Raw genomic sequence first — 13,835 nt, 5'->3', positions numbered from 1 at the left:
ACGAACCACCTGGACGTGCGGAATTGCGAGAGGGTCCTACATTCACATTCACTCTTAAACTGTGCCACGGTTTTGCACCCAAGTGCGGGAGGCGACGCGAGCCATAGAAATCGAACCACCACCTTTCGATGGATATGTAACGAATTTCCGGGCGAAAACGACAGTAATCCTACCTAATTCTGCTTGCCCCCCAGATTTCGTTACGCTATCGTTTCATCTCGTTAAGCAGTATTAGGTAACAAAATGGTCACGAAGTTGTTAAGTAGTAGTAACAAACATACTTTTCACAGTGGCCTTTTACAGAGGTTGGAGGAGCAGCAGATGTCTCATCAGCGGTCGACAGCCGGGGCCCACCGTAAGGCTCCAAGCGCACCGAAAGGTCGCGTCAGTTTAGTTGCTGTCACCACCGGTGTTGTTTCCACCGCCGGCGCAACCGGTGCCGTCGCTGCGAATATCACCGCAGACAGTGCGACAACAACCCATAGCCAGGTGCAGCTCGTCGCCGAAACTGCAACCGCTACCCCAACCACCTCCAACGAATCTCCGCAAGTTCTTAACATTGCCGAGTTTAAGCCAGCTGCTAACGTTCAAGACCAAATCGCCAAAGCCGTCGAGTACGACAATGAGCGCGCCGCCGCCGACGAAGCCGCACGCGCACCTCTCGTAGTTCGCCCAGCTGAAGGAACCCTTTCCTCTGGCTTCGGCAGTCGCTGGGGTGTCCTCCACGCCGGTGTCGATATCGCCGGTCCGATGGGATCAGCAATCGTTGCCGCCGAAGATGGTGTCGTCATCGACGCAGGCCCGGCCTCCGGCTTCGGCAACTGGGTACGTATCAAGCACGAAGATGGGACAATCACCGTTTACGGCCACATGGAGACCGTTGAAACGACGGTAGGTGCCCAGGTCCACGCAGGCCAGCGCATCGCCGGCATCGGCAGCCGTGGATTCTCCACCGGCCCTCACCTACACTTCGAAGTTCACCCGAATGGTGGCGGAGCTATCGATCCCATCCCGTGGCTCGCCGAACGAGGAATCAACCTCTAACAGCCACTTCATCCCAAACCTCTTCCACAAGCCGCGGCTCCCATGCCGTGGCTTTTTCATATTCCAGGCCCTCTCCCTCCGTACCTCCGTGTTCTCCGCTCCTTCCCTCCGTACCTCCGTGTTCTCCGCTCCTAGCCTTCCCGCACACGGCGTATTCCTCGAGACACACCCCCAACGCCCCTCTTAGCGTTTTTTAAGGGTTTGAAGCATAGAAACCCGATTTGTCTCCGTTTGCCTCTCTACGGCCTCGAGAGGCGGGAATTTGCGCCTTTCGCCAAGAAATGACACCGGCACGCTTCGCCACCGAGAGAAAATTCCCCTCCTCCATGCCGTGCGTGACAACGGCATGGTCGCTATCTTCACTATCCGAAGAGAACCCCCCCTACCCCCGAATGGCGTAAATCTTAAGATTTTCTTTGTTTTCTTCGCTTTTACTCAGCTTTCCCCTCACAGCTACCTTCGCAGAAAGATGCGGGGAGCAACAGCATCCCCCGGCTCCGTCACCCCGCATTCCTGACATTGCGCGGCTGCTGTTCGCTCCCTGCCCTTAGCACTGTGTTCTAGAACCGTGCCGTTCGCACGACCGTTCACACAGGCCGTTCACACACGTTTCTAGAGCTTCTCCATCGGGATGTTCCCGATAAGCATAAGCCTAATCGTTCCGTGAGATCCGAAATCGATGGTTACCGTCGTGTGCTTACCAATTCCGGACACTTCCCGGACAGTGCCTACACCATACTTCTCGTGGTTAACCATGTCCCCCACAGCCAGTTTCAATGAGGATGCCGGGACAGACTGCGAGGAAGCTGGTTTCTTCTTCACCCGGCGCGGACCGCCGATCCATCCATCGTTGCCACCGTACGAGCTGTAACCACCGCCCACGCCGTAGGCTGGTTCCTCACGCTCCCACTCGATGAGCGAGGAGGGAATATCTCCAAGGAAGCGCGATTCTGGATTCGTTTGCGGATTTCCCCAAGCAATCCGGAGCAGCGCGCGGGAGATAAACAGCTGCTTTCTTGCCCGCGTAATTCCCACATAAGCCAAACGGCGCTCTTCCTCAATCTCTTCCGTGTTCCCCAGCGAGCGCATGTGGGGGAACTGGCCTTCCTCCCACCCGGGCAGGAAGACGTAGGGAAACTCGAGTCCCTTCGCTGTATGCAGCGTCATGAGGGTGACCACGCCCTGCCCCGCATCGGGGATCTGGTCAGCATCGGCGACAAGGGAAACCCGTTCGAGGAACGCCTGGACAGAGTCATCTTCGTCATTGGCGCGGGCTTGCTGCGCAAAATCGCGGGCGTACGCGACGAGCTCATTGAGGTTATCCAGCCTGGCTTCGTCCCGCGGGTCCTTCGATTTTTCCAGTTCGTCCCGGTAGCCCGACACGTCTGTAATCAGGTTGATGAGGTCACCAACCTCCTGCGTACCGGCACGCAGTTCCTCCATCATGGCGACGAACTTAGCAATCGCATTGCGACCACGTGCACCGAGATAATCCACCTCGTCAACGTGTCGCATCGCCTCATACAGCGAAATGTTCTCTCGAGAGGCGAAAGCTGTGACGAAGGCGAGAGCCTTGTCACCGATACCGCGCCGTGGCGTGTTCACAATTCGTCGCAGCGACACCTCGTCGTCGGGATTATCTACGACACGGAGGTACGCGATGATGTCACGGACTTCTTTGCGCTCATAGAACCGCGTACCGCCGACGACGCGATACGGAATGCCGGTGCGGATAAAGACATCTTCAATCACGCGGGAGGCGGCATTCGTGCGATACATGACCGCTACCTCGTTATAGGGCAGGTTTCGATCGTCAATGGTGCTGGCGATGAACCGCGCCTCGTCTTCTTCCCTATCGGCCACGTAGCCAATAATCTTTGGACCTGCCCCCTGGTCAGTCCAGAGGTTCTTCTTGCCGCGGTGCTCATTGTGCGAAATAACTGCGTTAGCAGCAGACAAGATGTTTTGTGTGGAGCGGTAGTTCTGCTCCAGCAGAATGGTGGTGGCGTTGGGGAAATCGCGCTCGAATTCGCGAATGTTTCGAATCGTAGCACCACGGAAGGCATAGATTGATTGATCCGCATCACCGACAACGCACAGCCCCGTTCCATCCTTGCCCACCAGTGCGGAGATGAATTCGTACTGGGCATGGTTAGTGTCCTGGTACTCATCTACGAGAACGTGGCGGAAGCGACGGCGGTAGTAAGCGGTAACGTCCGGATGTTCACGGAAGATCCGTACGACCTCACCAATGAGATCGTCGAAGTCGAGAGCGTTGGCACGGCGAAGACGTTCCTGGTAAAAGCCGTATACCTGACCAATTACCTTGTGCTCCTTCACAGCGTCGTCCACGCCGATGAGCTCGTTTTTCCACCCAGAGATTTTGTTCCCAAGCACCCGTGGGGAGAACTTCTTTATGTCCAGGTCCATGTCCTTGGCAATCTGCTGAAGCAGACGTTTTGAATCATCCGAATCATAGATGGTGAAGTTGGAGTTCAAACCGGGAACCAGCTGTGCGTTGCGGCGCAGAATCCGCACACAGGTGGAGTGGAAGGTCGCTACTGCCATGTTCTGCGCCTCCGGACCGATGAGGCCGATGACGCGTTCTTGCATCTCCTTTGCTGCTTTGTTGGTAAAGGTGATGGCAAGTATCTGCCATGGCTGCACCCCCTTGAATCGAAGGAGATGCGCGATACGTCGTGTGAGCACGGCGGTCTTGCCGGAGCCTGCTCCTGCCACGATAAGTAGTGGCGAGTCGTCGTGCAGGACGGCGTCGCGTTGTTGCGGGTTGAGGTCTGAAACAAGATCTGTTGGTGCCATAACGAGTTATACAATAGCGGGTATGAGTAACACCGGTGCAGAAGATCAACTGAGTGAAGCAGAAATCACGCAGCTCAGGAAGGAAATTGACCGCCTCGACCACGTCATTTTGGACGCTGTAAAGAGGCGTACGGAGATCTCCCGCGCTATTGGCCGTACACGGCGTGCCTCCGGTGGTGTGCGCCTCGTGCACACCCGCGAGGTGGAGATCGTTAACCAGTTCCGGGAGGAGATCGGTGAGGAGGGTCCTGCCCTCGCCGCGATCCTGCTCCGCCTTGGCCGAGGCAAGTTGGGGTAGTTCTCCATGTGCCCACGATCCGGTGCACGATGAAGCCACGATCGGAGACACGATGAAGCGACGATCCGGGCGCGGGATCGCTTGTGCAGGCAGAAAAAACGGAGGAGCCACCTGGCTCCTCCGCTTTCACGTCCGTCGCACGTTGGCCGGACACCTGTTCTCATCTGGAGGTGGCAACGAACACCCTTGTTGAGGCATACGCATGCACCTCAGTGACAGCATGCTCCGCAACGAGGTGTGCTACTGCACCTCGATGCCCAGGTGGTCGCCCGTTCCCAGCTCGATGTTGAGCCCCGGAACCGCAGCGATGAGCTCCTGGGTATAGGTCTCCTGTGGAGAGTCGAAGATACTGTCGGCGGTCCCCTTCTCCACGATCCGTCCCTTTTCCATCACGACGATGTCATCGGCGGTCTGTCGCACGACGGCGAGGTCGTGGGTGATGAATAGGTAGCTCAGGCGGAACTCTTCTTGCAAGTCCGCAAGCAGCTGAATGATCTGGTTTTGCACCAGCACATCGAGCGCGGACACCGCCTCATCCAGGATGAGAACCTCCGGCTGCAGAGCCATAGCGCGAGCGATAGCGATGCGTTGGCGCTGTCCACCGGAGAGCTCATTCGGGTAACGCCGCATTGCGGAGCGGGGCATGTTCACCATGTCTAGGAGTTCTGCGACACGAGCCTCTCGCTGCTTCCTGTTCCCTACCTTGTGTAGTTTGAGTGGCTCCTCGATGCACCGGTAGATGGAGTACATGGGGTCGAGGGAGCCGTAGGGGTTTTGGAACACAACCTGCAGCTTCTTGCGCAGCGCGAACAGTTCTTTCTCGCTCATGGTGGACATATCGCGACCTTCATAAGTCACCGTGCCGCTCGTGGGCTTCAGCAGCCCGAGGACCATGTTGGCGACGGTGGATTTGCCCGATCCCGATTCTCCTACCAGCGCGGTGGTGGTGCCCCGGCGGAGATAGAAGGAGACATCGTCGACAGCACGAAGGGTCTTCTTCCCGTCTGCTGCACCACGGATCTCAAATTCCTTGACCAGGTTTCGCACATCCACGACGGCCTCATCACTGCTGCCTTGAGAGGCCTTGAGCTCCGATGACGTCAGCCCTTGGTTGCGCGCGGATTGAATGCGTGCGGAGGCGAGCGACGGCGCTGCTTTCACCAGGCGCTGCGTGTAAGGATGCTGGGGATTGCGCAGGATGTCGAGGCTCGGTCCCTTTTCCACAATCCGGCCGCGGTGCATGACCACGACGAAGTCCGCGCGCTCGGCAGCCAAGCCGAGATCGTGGGTGATGAACAGCAGGGCTGTCCCGGATTCCTTGATGAGGGTCCCCAGGTGGTCGAGGATTCGCTTCTGCACGGTGACATCGAGTGCTGAGGTCGGTTCATCGGCGATGAGGAGGCGGGGGTTGGCAGCCAGACCGATCGCGATGAGCGCACGTTGGCGCATACCGCCAGAGAACTCGTGCGGGAACTGCTTGGCCCGGCGCTCAGCGTCGGGAAGCCCAGCGTGCCCGAGAAGCTCGACGACCTTCTCGTGTGCTTCCGAACCAGTCGCAATGTTGTTGGCGCGCAGCGCCTCCTCCACCTGTGTGCCGATCCGCCACACGGGGTTGAGGTTGCTCATCGGATCCTGCGGCACGAGACCGATGTGCGAGCCACGGCATTTCTGCCATTCCTTGTCACTCAGGCCCGTCAGTTCCTCCCCTTCGAAGGTGATGGACCCCTGCGTCACCTTGCCGCTGCCCGGAAGCAGCCCCAGGAAACTCATTGCCGCAGTAGATTTCCCCGAGCCGGACTCACCCACGATCGCCACGGACTGACCGGGGTAGATGGTCAAGTCGAAGTCACGGACGGCTTCAACGACACCAGTGGTGGATTCGAATTCCACTTTCAGGTCGCGGACCTGCAACAGGGGTGTGCTTGTCGACGCTGAGGTCTCCTGTTGTTGCGGTGTGCTCATTGTCTTATTCTTTCCACTCTCTCTAGCCTGACTCACGAGCGCTTCCTCGCCTTCGGGTCCAGGGCATCGCGGACAACATCGCCCATCATGATGAAGCTCAAAACCGTCAGGGCTAGTGCGATAGCCGGGTAGAACAACACCATCGGTTGGGTGCGCAGCGATGCTTGTGCGGCAGAAATGTCACCGCCCCAAGAAACCACGGTGGAGGGAAGACCAATGCCGAGGAAGGACAGCGTCGCTTCCGCGACGATAAACGTTCCTAGCGCAACCGTGGCATAGACGATGATCGGAGCTGCAGCATTGGGAAGGATGTGGCTCGTCAGGATAGTAAATTTCGAGGCCCCTACGGCCCGAGCCGCTGTCACAAATTCCTCGTTCTTCACACTCATAACGGCACCGCGCGTAATGCGCGCAATGTTGGTCCAGCCAAAGATGCTGAGTGCAATGACCACCGTCCAGATCGTGCGCTGCTCCTTAAACATCTGCATCACCACGATCGCGGCGAGAACGAGCGGAACAGCGAAGAAGATATCCGTGAGACGGGAAAAAATCGTGTCCCAGATCCCACCGAAATAACCTGCAATGGATCCGATGATGGTGCCCAAAATGGTGACGGCAACGGTGGTCAGGATACCCACTGTCACCGAGGCGCGTGCACCGTAAATGACACGCGAGTAAATATCACAGCCCTGTCGGTCAAAACCGAACGGGTGGCCGGACTCAGGTCCGGCGAGAGAATTGCTCAACTCACAGAACCGCGGGTCGGTCGAGGTGAACATCTGCGGGAATAAAGCAAGCAGGACGGCGCACAAAATCAGGACAGCTGAAGCCCAGAACATTGGCCTCTTGCGCAGGTAGCGCCACGCCTCACCCCACATGGAACTTGGTGCGGAGTCATCAGGCACGGCATCCACCGCGCCTAGTCCTTGTTCATCGGTTGCAGAGACGTAGTATTCCTGGCCAGGCAGGATGCGTCTCCCGGTCACAGTGTCATTCATGAGGCCCTCGGTGCGATGGATTACATCCATTTGCTCTTCAGTGGCCTGGTCAGCAATCCGGATGCCTTCCTCCGGCACGCGGACCATGTCATCGGGTGTGGTATCCGGGTACGAGTGCGTCTTGTCGGTGGGGTTAGGCATAGCGAATCCTCGGATCTAGCAGTGCGTAAATGAGGTCAACAATGAGGTTGGCGATGATGTACACAATGACGAGTACGGTAGTGAAGCTGACGACGGTCGCCGGCTCTCCCTTCAAGATCGCCTGGTAGATCGAGCCGCCCACACCGTTGATTCCGAAGATTCCCTCGGTCACGATGGCACCGCCCATCAGGGCGCCGAGATCGGCACCGAGGAAGGTAACCACGGGAATCAACGAGTTGCGCAGAACGTGGCGGCCCATGACAGAGCTCTTGCTCATGCCTTTTGCCGTCGCCGTGCGCACGTAGTCGGCGCTGAGATTCTCACTGACCGACTGCCGTGTCAGGCGCAAGACGTATGCAAACGAAAGCGCGCCGAGGACTACGGCGGGCATGAGGAGGGCTTCGAATGATTCATTCCTCCCGACGGTGACGGGTAAGAGACCCCATTTCACGCCGACGAGGAACTGCAGAACAAAGCCGATGACGAAAGACGGCACGGCGATAACGAAGAGGGAAACGAGGAGGACGGTGGAATCGAAGATTCCGCCACGGCGAACGCCTGCGATCACACCGACGGAAATACCCAGGATGGCTTCAAATGCCAAGGCCATGACGGCGAGCTTGATGGTCACAGGGAACGCGTTCGCCATCACGTGCGCTACGGGTTGACCAGAAAATGTCGTGCCGAAGTCGAGTGTGAGGATTCCCTTGAGATAGAGGAGATACTGAACGATGAATGGTTTGTCGAGGTTGTATTCTGCCTCGATGCGTGCCCGCGCCGCCTCGCTGATGCCTCGGTCACCGCCGAGGGCTGCCACGGGATCGCCGGGCATGAGGAAGACGAGGGAGTAAAGAAGCAGTGTCGCACCGATGAACACGGGGATCATCTGGAGCAAGCGCCGTCCGATGTAGCGGAGCATGTGCGCGTAGCTCCTTTCTTTAGCTAGGTAGTAGGGGGTGGCTGTACGAGTTGGATAAACGCGCCCACCCCGCATGCGAGCGGAGCGATGACGCGCCTTCGCAGCGGGGTGCCGAACGTTAGAGTGATGCCACTATGGATGGTCTTGACGGTGTGATTGCGCCTGCGTCTTTACGCGGGCGCGAACCACATCAGTTTTTTACTTCTTGGTGATCTGGTCGTACACCGGAACCGACTTCCAGGAGAAGACGACGTTGTCGACGTTCTCCGAGTAGCCGCCCGTGACGTTGGCGTACCACAGCGGGATCGCTGGCAGATCCTTCAGCAGGAGCTCTTGCGCCTGGTTGTAGAAGACGTTGGCGGACTCGGGGTCCGGCGCACCAGCTGCCTGCTTCAGCAGCTTGTCAAACTCGGGGTTCGAGTAATCACCGTCGTTGGATCCACCGCCGGTTGCGTACAACGGTCCGAGGAAGTTACCGAGTGACGGGTAGTCGGCCTGCCAGCCGGTGCGGAAAGCTGAGGTGATGGTGCGGTTTGTGATCTCATCACGCAGGCTCTTGAAATCTGGGTACGGGTCGCCCACGGCCTCCACACCGAGTGTGTTGCGGATCGAGTTGGCTACGGCATCGACCCATGCCTGGTGTCCACCATCGGCGTTGTAGGAAATCTTCACAGAACCCTCGAACGGGGAGATCTTGTCTGCTTTCTCCCACAGTTCCTTCGCCTTCTCCGGGTTGTACGTCAACACCTCAGCACCAGCCAACGAATCGGAGTGGCCGGGGATCACCGGAGAAGTAAAGTCTGTCGCCGGGGTACGGGTGCCACCGAAGATGGTGGAGGTAATTTCCTCGCGGTTGATGGCGTACGACAGAGCCTGCCTGCGGAGGTTGCCTTCCTCGCCCTTGAAGTGCGGCAGCGACTCCGGGATTGTGAAGGACTGGAAAATGGCCGCCGGCTGGTTAACAGCACGGTCCCCGAGCTCATTCTCAAAGGTGGAAAATGCCGAGTCCGGGATAGCATCAGTGATATCTAGGTTGCCTGCCAGAAGGTCGGAGTAGGCTGCGTCGTTTTGTGCGTAGAAGACGAACTGCACGCCGTCGTTCTTGGGAGTGCGCACGCCGTCGTACTCCTCGTTGGGAACGATGGTGGCATCCTTGTTGTGGTTCCACTCGGCGAGCTTGTACGGCCCGTTTCCGATCGGATTCTCGCCGTAAGCATTGAGGTCATCGTAAGCGGATTCGTGCATCGGGAAGAAGGCCGAGTAACCGAGGCGCGTGGGGAAGTCAGCTTCCGGCTGGGCTAGCTCGATGGTGAAGGTCTTGTCATCAATAATCTTGAGACCTTCCATCGAGGAACCTCCCTCCTTGTAGCCGAGAATCGGCTCGAAGAAGTAGGCGCTCAGCATGGACTCCTCGACGGCCTTGTTCCAGGCCTTCACAAAGCTCTCCGAAGTAATCGGTGAACCATCGGAGAAGGAGATCCCGTCCTTCAGCGTGACCTTGTAGGTCTTATCCCCTTCCAGATCGATGGACTCTGCCATTTCGTTCTGGATTTTGCCGTCGGCATCGTAGTAGACCAGACCGGAGTAGATCAGATCGACGATGTTTCCGCCGCCCACTTCGTTGGTGTTTGCCGGCAGAAGCGGGTTCTGGGGCTCGGAGCCGCGCGCGGTAATGTAGTTACCTCCTGCGGCTGAACTGCTTTCTGAGTTTGAACATGACGCAAGGCTGAAAGCGAGCATGCCCGCCGTCAGCGCCGCGATGGTCTTCTTTAGAAACACAGACTCTCCATTCTTTGCATTTCGAAATAACCTTTTCAGAAATTTCACCACAAAACATGAATAATTTGTGCATTCTATTCAGGAAAATTGTTGTTAACCTACAATTAACCCAGTTCATGCAGAGTTAACGGGGGTAGTAAATCAATCTTTTTACCACCTCCGTAAAACCGCCCTACCTGGAATGTTGAACAATCATTATCGTGGCTAAGACTGGCTTAACTAGCCAGCAGGAAAACTCTCTCCAAGACCCCGCTTTGCATATTCTTACAGCTATGAATATGTATGCGCTATCTGGTCTCGCCTATCACTCACCGATGTCGAGCCCAATATCGAAGACACGGGAGGAATGGGTAAGCGCACCTACGGCAATATAGTCCACACCTGTCTGTCCATATTCTGCCGCGTTATCTAGCGTTAATCCGCCCGAAGCTTCCGTCCGCACGCCAGCCGGAACTGTGTGTTCCAAAGCCTTAAGAATCTGTGCTGGATCCATATTGTCTAGCAGGATCAGCCGCGCACCAGCTGCGACGGCTTCTTCAACTTGTTCTACCCGATCGCACTCCACCTCCACAGGGATCTCGGGGTATCGGTCGCGGACGCGTTCTATCGCTGCCGACACGCTGCCCACCGCAGCAATGTGATTGTCTTTGATAAGCGCTTCATCGCCGAGCCCCATCCGGTGATTGACACCCCCTCCGCAGCGGACGGCCATTTTCTGCAGTACCCGCATCCCGGGGACAGTTTTGCGAGTATCCCGCACACGCACTGGTTGCCCGGTGAGCGCGGAAACGCAACCATCCAGGGCTCGAACCCACGCTGCCGTATGCGTGGCCACGCCAGATAGTTGGCACACGATATTGAGAATTGTTCGCTCCACGGTCAAGATATCGGTGACAGGCCCGGTCAGCGTGAAAATCGGCTCGCCCCCTGTGACCTGTGCACCGTCGCGCCGTAGCACGTCAACCGTGATAGCTCCCGGTGCGTAGATTTCTGGGGCAAGCAAGGCGAGGCTAACGCCGGCAAGAACGCCGTCTTCACGGGCGTTCGCTGTCGCCGTAGCGGTGGCACGAGGCAAGGTCGCCAGGCTCGTGACATCCGCTCCCCACTGCAGATCTTCCTCGAGTGCACGCTGAACGAAGTCGCGGGCTTTCTGCGGATCGAGTCCAAGACTGGCTAGTACGTTGTCGCACATATCAGAGGGTCTCCTTGCTCCACAATTTTTGCCTTTCTGCGCGCCTCACGCAGATCCTGGCACCCTAAAAAAACCTTGGGTGTTACTTAGCAGCGGGTGCAGGCAACGACATGAGTTTGCGCTCCAGGAATTCCTCAATTCCTTGGAAGCCTCCCTCACGACCGAGGCCGGAGTCTTTCACACCGCCGAAAGGCGCAGCAGCATCGGAGATGCCACCCTTATTCACCCCAACCATGCCCACTTCCATGCGCTCCGCGCTGTCCAACGCGTGCTGCAGGTTCGCGCTGAAAAGGTAGCCTGCAAGCCCGAAGTTCGTGTCGTTGGCCATAGCGATTGCGTCTTCGTCGCTAGCAGCCTCGTATACGGCAACGACAGGACCAAAGATTTCTTCTTTGTACATCCGCGCGGTCGTGGGCACATTGTCCAGGATTGTGAGTGGGAACCATGAGCCTGTCTCGGGGACCTCATCCTGCCAGACGAGTGTGGCTCCCTGTGCCAGCGCATCGTCGACAAGCTCAGTGACCTTTTCCACCTGATCGTCACCGGAGAGAGGACCGTATTCCGTACCCTTCAGAGATTCGGTGACCTGGGCGACAAAATCGGCGCGCAGGTCACGGTGCACGATGAACCGGTTAGCGGCGATGCAGACCTGACCGGCACCACGCATTTTCGCTGTTGCGGTCGCCTCAACGGCGGTGTCCAGATCAGCGTCGGAAAGCACAACGAACGGCGCGTTACCACCGAGTTCGAGCGAGACACGAGCAGTGGGAACCTTGGTAGCCAATTCCTTCCCCACAGCAGTAGAGCCGGTGAAGGTGAGCTTGCGCAGCCGAGGATCGGAGTAGAGCGGTTCCAGAGCTGACGAGGAGCACGGAAGAATGGAGACAACCCCCTTGTCCAAACCGGCGTGATCGAGGATCTCGGCGAGGAGGAGCATGGTTAAAGGTGTCTTCGATGCCGGCTTCAAAACAACGGTGCAACCCGCAGCGAGAGCCGGGCCGAGTTTCCTCGTACCCATGGCGAGCGGGAAGTTCCACGGCGTGATGGCCAGAACCGGTCCGACAGGTTGCTGCACCTCGACGATCCGGGCGTTTCCTGTCGGCGCAAGGCGGTAGTCACCGGACATCCGCTCCGCTTCCGCAGCAAACCAGCGGAAGAACTCGGCACCATAAACGGATTCCCCTTGGGAATCCGGCAGTGCCCTGCCGAGCTCGAGCGTCATGAGCTCGGCAATTTCGTCTTTGCGCTCCATGATCTCCTCGTAGGCGCGCCTGAGAATATCGGCACGGTGACGGGGGCTCGTCTTAGCCCATGCTGGTTGGGCCTCGCAGGCAGCGTCGAATGCCTTTTTAATATCGTCCTCAGTAGCGGAGGCGACGGCGGTAATCACAGATCCGTCGCGCGGGTTCGTGACCTCGAAGGTGCCACCATCTGAGGCATCGACGAAGGATCCGGCAAGGAAAAGTTTGTTTTGGTATGTCATGTAATCAACTGTATTGAAAAAATCACCCCCCTCCCCTATCTGAGGGGGTCTATACGCATCTACCAAGCACACTCCCCTCACCCGTTTTACGATATCCACGAAAACGGGGGCGACATTCCTCACCTTCGGCTTCAGACAACGGCATTATCTCCGGGGAGGCTCACTACTCAGGACAATGTCATAAACCACTAAAAATTTTGGGGGATACATGTTAAACCGAATCCTGGGCCAATCTACTTCTACAACTGGCGCGTCTACTTTTCGACGCACCCCGAAAAGTGCTTCGGATCCTCATCGATTTCAGGCACCATCCCATGCACGCGCTCGCCACGACAGAGCTCTTCGCGCGATCCCGATGACACTCGCCTTGGCTCTAACCGCCGCTACCATCACCTGCACCCCGGCTTCCGCCCTCGATGTGAAATCCGACGGCGAGGTGTGCACGATCTCCCCCTCACACGCTGATGATGTAACTGCTGAGCGGCTCCGCGATGAAGTGCCTGTAGCTCTCGCACAGGGGGCTCAATCTTACGCAAAAAAATTTGGGAGCCAGTGGGCAGCATTTGCGTCTCCTTTTTGGGAATTACGCCAAGACCGTGACAAAGTCATAGAGCGTCTAGGCCTTGACAAACCATTCGCGTGGAAGCAAACCATCTCCGTCCAACAGGCCCAACGCATGTACGAAGATAGCCAGCCGTCCCCCTATTTCCATGCAAACGATTTCGAACATTATGTAGATCCGTTATCGTGGGCTCACCTCCACAAGCTTCATGAGTCTATTCTTCCCTATTTACAACCCTTCCTAGACGATATGGAGTCCCAGGTAGGGGACGAGGCTTACCACCGAGCACTAGGAAAATGCATCGGGATTGGGACACTTGCGGAACTTTCGGCGGAAGGCAGTAGCGAGGACACGCTTGCAACGATCTCCTCAGATACAACCATTGACTTGGATACAGATGGGCAAATCGCAGTGGGCGCCACCGTTTCTATAATTGCTGTGCTCGGACTCGTCGGTGGATTTCTCTCCCAGATAAACCCGGAGTGGCTGCCAATGCAACTGCGTCTTGTCCTCGCCCCTGTTTTCCCCAACTTGGCACCACCCGTACCGGCACCAGCGCCACCGGCACCGCCTGCACTGCCTGCACCAGCGCCGAAACCACAACCACGCCCGGCTCCGGTCATCAGGTACCGGCCTC

9 protein-coding genes are annotated in these 13,835 nt (G+C 57.5%); 2 read left to right on the top strand and 7 right to left on the bottom strand.

Features of this window, described 5'->3' with window-relative positions:
- The first annotated feature begins 321 nt into the window (after window positions 1-321).
- Window positions 322-1,044: a M23 family metallopeptidase gene (locus HMPREF3044_RS04365; protein ID WP_210400522.1), complete on the top strand. Its 723-nt coding sequence runs from the start codon at window positions 322-324 to the stop codon at window positions 1,042-1,044.
- 612 nt (window positions 1,045-1,656) lie between these two features.
- Here HMPREF3044_RS04365 and pcrA read toward each other — a convergent pair.
- Window positions 1,657-3,864, bottom strand: a complete 2,208-nt coding sequence (pcrA, locus tag HMPREF3044_RS04360; RefSeq protein WP_005391747.1) for a DNA helicase PcrA — start codon at window positions 3,862-3,864, stop codon at window positions 1,657-1,659.
- A gap of 22 nt (window positions 3,865-3,886) precedes the next feature.
- On the opposite strand from pcrA, the gene HMPREF3044_RS04355 reads away from it, so the two are divergent.
- Window positions 3,887-4,162, top strand: coding sequence for a chorismate mutase (locus HMPREF3044_RS04355; protein WP_005391746.1), 276 nt, complete (start codon window positions 3,887-3,889; stop codon window positions 4,160-4,162).
- A 240-nt stretch (window positions 4,163-4,402) separates the two neighbouring features.
- Here HMPREF3044_RS04355 and HMPREF3044_RS04350 read toward each other — a convergent pair whose 3' ends face one another.
- The 6 genes from HMPREF3044_RS04350 to HMPREF3044_RS04325 form a co-directional block, all read right to left on the bottom strand.
- On the bottom strand, window positions 4,403-6,124 hold the full coding sequence (locus HMPREF3044_RS04350) for a dipeptide ABC transporter ATP-binding protein (protein ID WP_070739580.1): 1,722 nt from the start codon (window positions 6,122-6,124) through the stop codon (window positions 4,403-4,405).
- Between the two features lie 32 nt (window positions 6,125-6,156).
- Window positions 6,157-7,122: an ABC transporter permease gene (locus tag HMPREF3044_RS04345; RefSeq protein ID WP_034989597.1), complete on the bottom strand. Its 966-nt coding sequence runs from the start codon at window positions 7,120-7,122 to the stop codon at window positions 6,157-6,159.
- Window positions 7,123-7,255: 133 nt separating this feature from the next.
- Window positions 7,256-8,182 (bottom strand): ABC transporter permease, encoded by a 927-nt coding sequence (locus HMPREF3044_RS04340; protein WP_005391742.1) that lies wholly within the window; start codon window positions 8,180-8,182, stop codon window positions 7,256-7,258.
- Between the two features lie 198 nt (window positions 8,183-8,380).
- Window positions 8,381-9,961, bottom strand: coding sequence for a peptide ABC transporter substrate-binding protein (locus HMPREF3044_RS04335; RefSeq protein ID WP_050762631.1), 1,581 nt, complete (start codon window positions 9,959-9,961; stop codon window positions 8,381-8,383).
- Between the two features lie 304 nt (window positions 9,962-10,265).
- The gene (gene nadC, locus HMPREF3044_RS04330; protein WP_005391738.1) at window positions 10,266-11,153 is read right to left on the bottom strand and encodes a carboxylating nicotinate-nucleotide diphosphorylase; all 888 of its coding nucleotides are present in this window, start codon (window positions 11,151-11,153) and stop codon (window positions 10,266-10,268) included.
- 82 nt (window positions 11,154-11,235) lie between these two features.
- Complete coding sequence (locus HMPREF3044_RS04325; protein WP_231286143.1) at window positions 11,236-12,636, bottom strand: NAD-dependent succinate-semialdehyde dehydrogenase; 1,401 nt, start codon at window positions 12,634-12,636, stop codon at window positions 11,236-11,238.
- Between the last annotated feature and the right edge of the window lie 1,199 nt (window positions 12,637-13,835).

The organism is Corynebacterium sp. HMSC073D01, assembly GCF_001815555.1.
GTDB classification, from domain to species: Bacteria; Actinomycetota; Actinomycetes; order Mycobacteriales; family Mycobacteriaceae; genus Corynebacterium; species Corynebacterium glucuronolyticum.
Note: the sequence above shows the minus strand (reverse complement) of the source record. Positions and strands in the feature narration are given on the sequence as shown.

What these genes read in the sequence shown, in the direction of transcription:
- HMPREF3044_RS04365 (WP_210400522.1), top strand. Translation starts at nt 322, where the DNA reads ATGTCTCATCAGCGGTCGACAGCCGGGGCCCACCGTAAGGCTCCAAGC.
- pcrA (WP_005391747.1), bottom strand. Translation starts at nt 3,864, where the DNA reads ATGGCACCAACAGATCTTGTTTCAGACCTCAACCCGCAACAACGCGAC.
- HMPREF3044_RS04355 (WP_005391746.1), top strand. Translation starts at nt 3,887, where the DNA reads ATGAGTAACACCGGTGCAGAAGATCAACTGAGTGAAGCAGAAATCACG.
- HMPREF3044_RS04350 (WP_070739580.1), bottom strand. Translation starts at nt 6,124, where the DNA reads ATGAGCACACCGCAACAACAGGAGACCTCAGCGTCGACAAGCACACCC.
- HMPREF3044_RS04345 (WP_034989597.1), bottom strand. Translation starts at nt 7,122, where the DNA reads ATGAATGACACTGTGACCGGGAGACGCATCCTGCCTGGCCAGGAATAC.
- HMPREF3044_RS04340 (WP_005391742.1), bottom strand. Translation starts at nt 8,182, where the DNA reads ATGCTCCGCTACATCGGACGGCGCTTGCTCCAGATGATCCCCGTGTTC.
- nadC (WP_005391738.1), bottom strand. Translation starts at nt 11,153, where the DNA reads ATGTGCGACAACGTACTAGCCAGTCTTGGACTCGATCCGCAGAAAGCC.
- HMPREF3044_RS04325 (WP_231286143.1), bottom strand. Translation starts at nt 12,636, where the DNA reads ATGACATACCAAAACAAACTTTTCCTTGCCGGATCCTTCGTCGATGCC.